Source organism: Micromonospora rosaria (assembly GCF_001567585.1).
In the GTDB taxonomy this organism is placed as follows: Bacteria; Actinomycetota; Actinomycetes; order Mycobacteriales; family Micromonosporaceae; genus Micromonospora; species Micromonospora rosaria.
On sequence record NZ_LRQV01000096.1, the window covers coordinates 19,822 to 28,477 of the forward strand.

General features: G+C 71.6%; 11 protein-coding genes. 3 read left to right on the forward strand and 8 right to left on the reverse strand.

Going from position 1 to position 8,656, the window contains the following annotated elements; translation table 11 throughout:
• Positions 1-109: 109 nt before the first annotated feature.
• The 6 genes from AWW66_RS22275 to AWW66_RS22300 are packed head-to-tail and all read right to left on the reverse strand — an operon-like array spanning position 110 to position 4,613.
• Positions 110-2,077 (reverse strand): DUF2637 domain-containing protein, encoded by a 1,968-nt coding sequence (locus tag AWW66_RS22275; protein ID WP_067369848.1) that lies wholly within the window; start codon positions 2,075-2,077, stop codon positions 110-112.
• Positions 2,074-2,322, reverse strand: a complete 249-nt coding sequence (locus AWW66_RS22280; RefSeq protein ID WP_067369851.1) for a hypothetical protein — start codon at positions 2,320-2,322, stop codon at positions 2,074-2,076. Before AWW66_RS22280 ends, AWW66_RS22275 begins: the two co-directional genes overlap by 4 nt.
• The gene (locus tag AWW66_RS22285) at positions 2,322-2,822 is read right to left on the reverse strand and encodes a hypothetical protein (protein WP_067369854.1); all 501 of its coding nucleotides are present in this window, start codon (positions 2,820-2,822) and stop codon (positions 2,322-2,324) included. The genes AWW66_RS22280 and AWW66_RS22285 overlap by 1 nt, the downstream gene beginning before the upstream one ends.
• Complete coding sequence (locus tag AWW66_RS22290) at positions 2,819-3,499, reverse strand: GGDEF domain-containing protein (RefSeq protein ID WP_083978760.1); 681 nt, start codon at positions 3,497-3,499, stop codon at positions 2,819-2,821. The genes AWW66_RS22285 and AWW66_RS22290 overlap by 4 nt, the downstream gene beginning before the upstream one ends.
• Positions 3,496-4,074: an Lsr2 family DNA-binding protein gene (locus tag AWW66_RS22295; protein WP_245648422.1), complete on the reverse strand. Its 579-nt coding sequence runs from the start codon at positions 4,072-4,074 to the stop codon at positions 3,496-3,498. Before AWW66_RS22295 ends, AWW66_RS22290 begins: the two co-directional genes overlap by 4 nt.
• A complete protein-coding gene (locus AWW66_RS22300; RefSeq protein WP_067369883.1) occupies positions 4,071-4,613 on the reverse strand; it encodes an RNA polymerase sigma factor in 543 nt (180 codons plus the stop codon). Before AWW66_RS22300 ends, AWW66_RS22295 begins: the two co-directional genes overlap by 4 nt.
• A 281-nt stretch (positions 4,614-4,894) precedes the next feature.
• On the opposite strand from AWW66_RS22300, the gene AWW66_RS22305 reads away from it, so the two are divergent.
• Both AWW66_RS22305 and AWW66_RS22310 read left to right on the forward strand, forming a co-directional pair.
• On the forward strand, positions 4,895-5,665 hold the full coding sequence (locus tag AWW66_RS22305) for a GntR family transcriptional regulator (protein WP_245648423.1): 771 nt from the start codon (positions 4,895-4,897) through the stop codon (positions 5,663-5,665).
• Positions 5,666-5,673: 8 nt separating this feature from the next.
• Complete coding sequence (locus tag AWW66_RS22310) at positions 5,674-6,516, forward strand: protein phosphatase 2C domain-containing protein (RefSeq protein WP_067369860.1); 843 nt, start codon at positions 5,674-5,676, stop codon at positions 6,514-6,516.
• On the opposite strand, the gene AWW66_RS22315 is transcribed toward AWW66_RS22310, so the two are convergent.
• Together AWW66_RS22315 and AWW66_RS22320 are read right to left on the reverse strand one after the other, a co-directional pair.
• Complete coding sequence (locus tag AWW66_RS22315) at positions 6,474-6,875, reverse strand: PIN domain-containing protein (RefSeq protein WP_067369863.1); 402 nt, start codon at positions 6,873-6,875, stop codon at positions 6,474-6,476. The genes AWW66_RS22310 and AWW66_RS22315 overlap by 43 nt on opposite strands.
• Entirely contained in the window at positions 6,872-7,180 is a 309-nt protein-coding gene (locus AWW66_RS22320; RefSeq protein ID WP_067369866.1) for a hypothetical protein, read from the reverse strand. The genes AWW66_RS22315 and AWW66_RS22320 overlap by 4 nt, the downstream gene beginning before the upstream one ends.
• 507 nt (positions 7,181-7,687) lie before the next feature.
• Here AWW66_RS22320 and AWW66_RS32945 point away from each other — a divergent pair.
• A protein-coding gene (locus tag AWW66_RS32945; protein ID WP_425413299.1) for an IS5 family transposase occupies positions 7,688-8,580 on the forward strand; the annotation gives its coding sequence in 2 pieces (ribosomal slippage) (positions 7,688-8,054 and positions 8,054-8,580; 894 coding nt in all).
• Positions 8,581-8,656: the final 76 nt, after the last annotated feature.

The window sequence follows — 8,656 nt, forward strand, 5'->3', positions numbered from 1 at the left end:
TCCTGGGCGTGATGCGGGTGGGTCGGATCGTCTGGTCGGCCCTTGCCGAGGGGCGGGGCCTCGGCACTCGACCCGACGTCGTCGGCGGGTCGAGCACCGAGGGCTCACCTCACTGCGACGGGTCCTCGGCGGGGCCGTCCTGGACGGCGGCGGCCCGCAGCACCGACCCGACGGTCCGCTCGGAGGTCGGGACCAGGGCGGCGAGTTCCTTCTGGGTGGCGTCGGGGTTGTCCCGCCGGGCTTCGAGCACGGCAAGGACGGTCTGCGGGCTGACCCGATCGACCTGAGGAACCGGCTTGCCGTCGAGCAGCACCGGCTCAGCCGGAGTGCTCGCCGAGGCTCGGCGGGTCGACCGGCGACCGGACTCGGCGGCGGCCTGGGCCAGGGCGGCCCGCAGGTCGGCGGCCTCACGCTGGGCGGCCTCGGCCGTGGCCTCGGCACGCTGTTGAGCCTGCCGCGCCACGTCCCGGTCCCGGTGGGCCTGAGCGGCGGCGGCCTCGGCGACCTGCACCCGTCGCTGCCACTCGGCCTGAGCGGTGGTGAGGTGTCCCTCGGCCCGCGACGCGCGAGCGGTTTCGGTGCGGGCTTCGGCCCGCGCTGCTTCCGCTTCGGCCAGCACCCGCTCCACGGCGGCACGTGCGTCTGCTTCCGCTCGACGGGCGAGCGTCGCCGCGTGTGCTTCTGCTTCCGCCCGGCGCACCGCGCGCTCTGCTTCCGCTTCCGCCTGACGGGCCGCCGCCGCTGCTTCTGCTTCCGCCCGGCGCACCGCCGTCGTTGCTTCTGCTTCCACCCCGCTGCGGCGGGTTGCTTCCGCTTCCGCCCGGCGCGTCGCTGCTTCTGCTTCCACCGTGACCCGCTCGATGGCCGCTGCTGCTTCTGCTTCCACCTCGGCCCGGCGCGCTGCTTCCGCTTCCGCCCGGCGCTGCGCAGCGTCCGCACGTGCTTCCGCTTCCGCCAGCGCCGCCCGCACGGTACGCAGCTCCACACGCGCTGCTTCCGCTTCCACGTGCGCCCGCGACGGCAGCGCCAGCAGCGGCGCCGGGGTGCCGGTGTGGGCGAGGTGCACCAGTGCGGCGAGCGCCGGCCCGGCCTGCCCCTTCTTGGTGGCCTCCCGGGCCGCCTGCCGGGCGCGGTCGGCGACCTCCGCGACGACCTTCTGCTGCCGCTGCCGCTCCTGCTCGGCGGCGGCCAGGCGCCGCTGCTCGGCCCGGCGGGCCTCGATCCGCCGCCGCTTCGCCGCACGGCGGGCGTCGGCCTGCTCGATCAGGGACTTCGCCCCCGGGCTGAGCCGGTCACGCACGTCGACCCGCCACGCCCCGAAGGTCTGCCACGGGTAGGTCACCCACCGCCGCCAGCCGAACCGCTCCGGCGGGTCAGGGATCATGCCCAGCTCCCGCAACGCCTTGCGGTGCTTGGCCCCCGACCGGACCTCGTAGACGATGATCCCGATCGCGCTCAGCACGGACAGGCCGATCGCCTTGACCGGCTCGCTGCCGTGACCGATCGCGTTGATCGCCACCGCCGTCGCCGTGCAGATCCAGATCAGGCTCCGGGCCGCCATCGCCCGCTCACCACGCAGCCGCTGCTGCTGGGCGGTCAACGCCATCGCCAGGCCAGTACCCTCGATCGCGACCGCCGCGATCACCCCGACCGGGGTCGGTAGCCCGTGGGACCGGGCCGCGTCGACCTGCCCATACACCGCGCCGGACACCGCCAGCCCGTAGACCAGGCCGCAGTAGACCGCAGCCGCGTTGTCACGCACGTACGCGACGCGCCGCTGCACCCACCCAGCCAGCTCCGCCTGCCGGGCCTGCTTACGCGCCCGCCGGGCCTCCCGCTCCGCCTCCCGCTGCTGCCGACGCCGCTCCACCCGGTCCGCCCGCACCTGGTCACGCTGCGCGGCGAGCTGGAGCTTGCCCTCCTGCATCCGCAGCCGGCGCTGCGCCTCGGCGTCCTGCCGGACGATCTGCTGCTCGGCGAGCAACCGCTCCCGCTCCGCAGCCGCCAACTCCCGACCAACCCGCCGGTCCTGCAAAGCCAGCTGTCCCAGGTCCGGCCCGTTCTGCACCGCCGTCACCGCGCCACCTCCTGCCGCTGCCGGGCCGGGGTCGGCACCCGCTCGTCGGTGATCCGGGCCCGGCCGACGCCGAGCAGCTCCCGGGCGATCTCGTCCTCGGCGCACGACTGGTGGCACGCCGCGCCCCGGCCGTCGCGCATCTTCGTGGCGGTGTCGCAGACCCGGCAGGGCAGCGACCGCCCGTGCTCGTAGTGGCCCGGCCCGGTCCAGTCCAGGTGCACTCGCACCACCAGCTCGCCGGCCATCAGCACACCTCCCCGCGTGCCCGCCGAGCCGCCCGCACCCGGGCCAGCAGCTCCCGGCCGTACTGGTCGAGGTCGGCCTCGTCGACGTCCTCGGCGAGGGGGTGGCGGTGGTCGTCGACCCAGCGGGCCAGCCGGCCGCCGCCGACCACGGCGGCGATCAGGCCGACCGCGACGGCCGGAGACCACACCAGGGCCTGCGGCACCCGGTCGGCGTACTCGGCCAGGGCCTGGCCGGCGAGCACGGAGGCCGGGGCTCCCGCGACCACCGCGCCGACCACGACCTGCGGCGTCCACGACCGAGCCGACGACGGGGGACCGGCGGCACGACGGGCCTCCCGCTCCTCGTCGACCTGCCGGCGCAGCTCGCCCGCGAACCAGCCCGGCAGCGCCGCCACCGCAGCGGCCCGGTGCTCCAGCTCGGCGTTCGACACCTCGCGCAGGGTGGCGCGGTACTGCGCCAGGGCAGCGGTCAGGTCCAGGGACCTGGTCGGGGTCGTCATGCCGCACCCCCCAGCACCCGAGCCGTCTCGGCCATCTCCCGCAGCCGCACCACCGGCCGCGTCTCCACCACCGGCAGGTCCGCCGCCCGGTCGTACTCGGCCACCTGGTCACCACCGGCCGCCTTCGCCTGGTACAGCGCCAGGTCCGCCGCGCGCAGCACCCGCGACGGCTCGTCACCGGCCATCGCCGACACCGCGCCGACGCTGGCCCGCACCAGCAGCTCCCGCCCGCCGGGCAGGACCACCGGCGCGGCCAGGACCCGCACCACCTCGGCGCCGAGGAGCCCGGCGATCGGGGCCGGCGACGGACAGACCAGCACGATCTCGTCGCCACCGAGCCGGGCCACCACCGCGCCGTCGACCTCGTCGACCGCCGCCGACAGTCGGGCCGCGACCTCGACCAGCACCGCGTCACCCGCGTCGTGGCCGTAGGTGTCGTTGACCTGCTTGAAGCCGTCCAGGTCGCAGATCGCCAGGTCGTAGGGCTCGTCGGCCAGATCAGCCAGCGCCGCCGACAGACCGGACCGGTTCGCCAGCCCCGTCAGCGGGTCCATGGCCACCAGGCGGCGGGCCTCCGCCAGCCGGACACGGTCCGCCCGGACCGTCCGCACCGCCCACACATGCCCGACCAGCGACAGCACCCCAGCGGCCGGCAGCAGCATCCTCAGCGCCTTCACGCCGTCACCTCCGAGCCGGTCGCCGCCGCCCACGCCTGCACGACCCGCTCCGCGATCCGACCCCGCTCCGCGACCTCGTAGCCGTTCGCGACCGCCCACGCGCGGATCTCGGCCCGCCGCTCCGCGCCCTCCCGCCGGCCGCCGCTCGCCGTCACCGATGCCGTGGAATCGCGGGTCGAGCGGAGCTTCTGCCGCACCTCGGCGAGCTGGCTCGCCAGCGTCGCCTCGGCCTCGGCCAGCTCCCGGCGCTTCGCCTCAGCGGCCTCCCGCTCCTGGCGCTGCGCCTGCTCCACGTCGATCCGGGCGGCCAGGTCCGCCACCAGGCTGGCGATCTTCTCGCCGAGGTGCCGGGTCCGCGCCAGGTCACTCCCGGCGGCCAGCCGCAGCAGTTCCTCCGCGCCCCGAGGGGTCGACGGCGCGGCCGAAGCGGCCTCGGTGGCCTGCGGGGCGCCAGGGCCCTTGGTGACCCGGATGCCCATCGGCATCGGCTGCGCCGGAGCCGGCCGTCCGTTCGCGGCCCGCACAGCGGCGGCCTGGTCCACGCCGTTGCGCGGCGTCATCGTCGGGGCGCTCATGCCGGCATCACCGCCGACACCGCCAGCAGCCCTCGCAGGGCCCGCAGCGCCTTGTGCTGCAGGGCCTTGATCGCGGCCGGGGTCCGCCCCAGCGCCTGGGCGGTCTCCTCGATGCTCAGCTCCCGCAGGTACCGCAGGACGATGCACTCCCGCTGCACCGGGCTGAGCTGCTCAATCCCCGCCAGCAGCGCCTCACGGGTCAGCGTGGTCACCACCACCGACTCCGGACCCACCACCCGGTCCAGCGGAGCCGCGCTCCGCAGGTCCGCCACCGGCAGCTCCCGCCGCTGGTGCGACACCTGCCAGTTCGTCGTCACGTTCCGGGCGATCGTCGTCACCCACGCGCCGAAGTCGCCGTACCGGAAGCTGCCCAGGTTCCGCAGCGCCCGCAGGAACGTCTCCGACGTCAGGTCCTCGGCCACCTGCCGGTCCGACACCCGCCGGTACACCAGCCCGTACACCTCGCCGACATACCGGTCGTAGACCAGCCCGAACGCCTCCGCGTCACCCGCCTGCGCCCGCGCCACCAGCGCAGACACCTCGATCTCCCTCGAATCCGGCCGCACGTGTTCCGGCCGAATCAGGGCAGCACGTACCCTCATCCGTGGCATCTGTTGCTCCTTGCGAGTAGGGGTTGATGCCGTGGCCTCAGCGGGGCGCAATCCCGCTGAGGCCTTTTCCATGACCCACAAGCAGGCAATGGAATGGGTCCGCATGTCTGCATGCAGACCTATCAACGTGCGGACTACGTTAGAGCCTTCGATAGGTCGGGGTCAAGGAGGTCTGTATGCAGACCTTCAAACGGTCTACTCTGAGAGGCATGAGCACCGGCCCCACCGACGCGCGACCGATGCAGGTACGCGTTGCAGATGACATACGGCTAAAGATCGAGACAGGCGTCTACCAACCAGGCGACCAACTGCCCACCCTCGATGATTTAGCCGCAGACAACCTCGTGAGCCTCGCTGTAGCCCGCAAGGCGATCGATCTGCTGAGGCAACAGGGCCTGGTCATCACCCTTCAGGGCAAGGGCACCTTCGTCCGCAAACGTCCCACCGCTCGCCGCCACGGCATTGACAGGTACGCAAAGAGTCGGTGGCGAGCAGGTAGGGCGATCTTGACGGCAGAGGCCGAAGCACAAGGCCACAACGCTGGTCAGTTGATGCGTGAACTTGCTGAGACGCCAGCACCCGTGATCGTCGCCGAGCGATTCAAGATCGCTCCCGGCACCCCAGTGTGGGTACGCCGACGAACGACACTGGTTGACGATCGCCCCAACCAGCTCGCCGATTCCTACTTCGAGCTGAGCGTGGTGAGAGGCACCAAGATCCAAGAAGAAGACACGGGGCCGGGCGGCAGCTACGCCCGCTTAGAGGAAGCCGGACATGAGCTCGATGAGATCACCGAGGAGTGGTCGGTCCGCATGCCTACTGGTCCCGAGAGTGCGGCGCTACGCCTGCCAGCAGGGACTCCGGTAGTGGATCTGACCAGGACGACGTACGACACAGACGGGCGCCCCGTAGAGGTCATGCTCGCCGTCATCGCAGGCGATATGGTCCAGATGGCATACCGGTTCAAGATTCCCGACTAAGGCGGCGCGTGCATATCACCTACACGGCCGCCATGCAGGCGGCACCGGACACCACCAATGAAGATCGCTTCGCCGTTGGCGATGGCTGGGCGTTGGTCTTGGACGGTGCCGGGCGGTATCCCGGGGAGTCGGGCGGCTGCATCCACCCCATCACCTGGGTGGTTGACCGGCTCGCTGCTCACCTCGCCAGCGGACTGGGGCGGCCGGGGCAGACGCTCAAGACCATCGTCCGGGTCGCGATCGAGGCCACCATGGCTGACCACGGTCCGTTATGTGACCTCGACGACCCGCTCTCGCCTGGGGCCACGGGAGCGATCGTTCGGATCGACCATGATCAGGTGGAGTGGCTGGTGCTCGGTGACTGCGCAGTGGTCATCGACCAGGGAGCCGAGCACTGCGCGAGCGTCATCGACGATCGAGTCGATCACCTGCCGGACGCCCCCGTCGTAGAAGGGCGAGTACGAACCTACTCGCCGGCCTATGTGGCAACGGTCCGTAACACTCCTGAAGGCTTCTGGGTCCTGGGTGCGGCACCCGAAGCAGCCGACCACGCCCTAGTAGGCGCACTCCCCCGAGAGTCCGTTGATCAGGTGCTGCTCTGCTCGGATGGCGTATCCAGATTGACGGAGCGCTACGGATGGACTTGGCGCGAGGTCCTCGACCTCGGTACAGCCAACGGACCGAGCGCTCTCATCAGGGCAGTACGAGAGGCGGAGCGAGGAGACCCCGACCCGCGCCGGTGGCGCGGCAAGCGTCACGACGACACAACCGTCGTCACCCTTCAGCTCGCCGACCAGGCAGAAGAGCGTCAGATGGGCATGAAGATAACCGGGAGGTCCCCGTCGCCGTAGCGGTTCTCCTGAGTGAGGATGGTGGCGTCGTGGTCCAGGCAGGCCAGCACGGTGGTGGCCAGGTCGGCTCGTCCGGTGTAGGTGCGCCAGTAGCTGAGTTCCTGCCAGCTCTCACCGTCGGTGGGCAGCACGACGCAGGCGTCGAGGGCGAGCAGGCGGTGCAGGGCCCTGCGGTCCTTCGAGTCGGCCACGACAGCAAGGGCTTCGGCGGCGGTGACGGCGGTGACCCCGAACCGGTTGCGGTCCTCGATGACCTCGTGCAGCGTCTCCCCGACGTGCACGGATCCGGTGAGGTAGGCCAGCAGCGCTGACCGGTCCAGCACGAGCCGGATCGGAGGGTTGTCGTGCTCTGCGGTCACGCGACCGACTGCCGGGGGGAGTCGTCGACCTCGTCGCGCAGGTGCTGGCGGACCCGATCGCGGAGGGCCTGGCGCCGCTGGCTAGTCCACTCGGCCTCCACAGCCGCCCGCCGGGCCCGCGCCTCGGCCACCCCCTGCTCGGTGACCTCGATGCCGGCGTGCGCCAGCTCGGCGTCCAGGGCGTCCAGGCGCATCCGGTCGCGGACGGCCTGGGTGATGTACGCCGAGGCGTTGGGCTCCTGCTCCAGTCGCTCCGCGACGTCGGGCGGTACGGAGATCGACAGCTTCCTCACCTGCGCGGTCATACCATCACCATACGCCGAGTAGCACCGCCATGGGTTCGATGTCGCTGGCGGGTCGATCAGCTTTCGAGGCCGGTGAACAGGTCGAGTTGCTCGCCGTGGTCCGCTGGTCGACATGCCGCCCACACCGCCTGCCCGGCTCGGGAGGCCTGTCGCTTGCCGCAATCGCCACGGCGTTGAACGCGGAGCAGGTTGCCACCCCGTCGGGGAAGGGCAGTGGGCCAAGAGCAGCGTCAAGTACGTGCTCGACCGGTATGACGCGGCACAGGGGTCGGCGTAGGTCCTCGGTCAGGGGTTGCGGGCTTGCCCGCGCGCGGTGCCGGGGGTGGGGCGGGATCTCCTCGTCTCGGCCGATCTCTGATCGACCGGGCTGGCCCTAGGGCCTGTGTCAAAGTCGGTGCCGGGGCTTGAGCTGTTGGTTGAGGATCTTGGCGTGTCGGTGGTCGAGACATGGCGAGGTCTCCGGTATCTGGTTCAGCGACCAAGCAGAACCCGAACACCGGAGACCTCGTGGACACCCTAGCGGTGACGAGGCGGCATGACCTGACCGACGCACAGTGGGTGGCGCTGGAGCCGCTGCTGCCTGTGGGGCGTAGGCCAGGTCGACCGTCGACATGGACGAAACGGCAGCTCATTGATGGGATTCGGTGGCGGACACGGGTCGGTGCCCCGTGGCGGGACGTTCCGGCGTGCTACGGGTCCTGGGCTGCGGCGTATGCGCTGTTCCGGCGTTGGCAGCGTGATGGGACCTGGGCGAGGATCCTGACCGCGTTGCAGGCCCTCGCTGACGTGGCCGGACGCGTCGTGTGGGACGTGTCGGTGGACTCGACGGTCGCTCGGGCTCATCAGCATGCCGCTGGGGCGCGTAAAAGGGGGATCTGCAGACCGAGCCGCCGGGCGGGGTCACGGTCGAACCGACCGATCATGCGCTCGGTCGCTCGCGGGGCGGCCTGACCACGAAGGTGCACCTGGCCTGCGAGCAGGGGCAGAAGCCGCTGTCGGTCGTGCTGACCGCCGGGCAGCGCGGTGACAGCCCGCAGTTCATCGCGGTGCTCGACGGCATCCGGGTGCCCCGACTCGGCGGCGGCCGGCCCCGGACCCGCCCGGACCGGGTCCTCGCTGACAAGGCCTACACGTCGAAGGCCAACCGCCGCTACCTGCGCCGACGTGGAATCAAGGCGACGATCCCGTCGAAGGCCGACCAGGACGCGAACCGGCGCAAGCTGGGGTCGAAGGGCGGCCGGCCACCGGCCTTCGACCAGCAGCGGTACAAGCAGCGTCACGCCGTGGAGTGCGGCATCAACCGCCTCAAACGCTACCGTGCCGTGGCCACCCGCTTCGACAAACTCGCCGTGCGCTACGAAGCCACCGTGCACGTCGCCGCGATCAACGAGTGGCTGTGACCGACTTCGACACAGGCCCTAGTAGTGCTTTGTTAGGTTGGGACGAGTTGGCGGCAGAGGGGGCAGAACCCGAGCC

Excerpts from the sequence above, each read along its gene's own strand:
- AWW66_RS22280 (WP_067369851.1), bottom strand. The coding sequence starts at position 2,322 with ATGGCCGGCGAGCTGGTGGTGCGAGTGCACCTGGACTGGACCGGGCCG.
- AWW66_RS22285 (WP_067369854.1), bottom strand. The coding sequence starts at position 2,822 with ATGACGACCCCGACCAGGTCCCTGGACCTGACCGCTGCCCTGGCGCAG.
- AWW66_RS22295 (WP_245648422.1), bottom strand. The coding sequence starts at position 4,074 with ATGAGCGCCCCGACGATGACGCCGCGCAACGGCGTGGACCAGGCCGCC.
- AWW66_RS22305 (WP_245648423.1), top strand. The coding sequence starts at position 4,895 with ATGAGCACCGGCCCCACCGACGCGCGACCGATGCAGGTACGCGTTGCA.
- AWW66_RS22320 (WP_067369866.1), bottom strand. The coding sequence starts at position 7,180 with ATGACCGCGCAGGTGAGGAAGCTGTCGATCTCCGTACCGCCCGACGTC.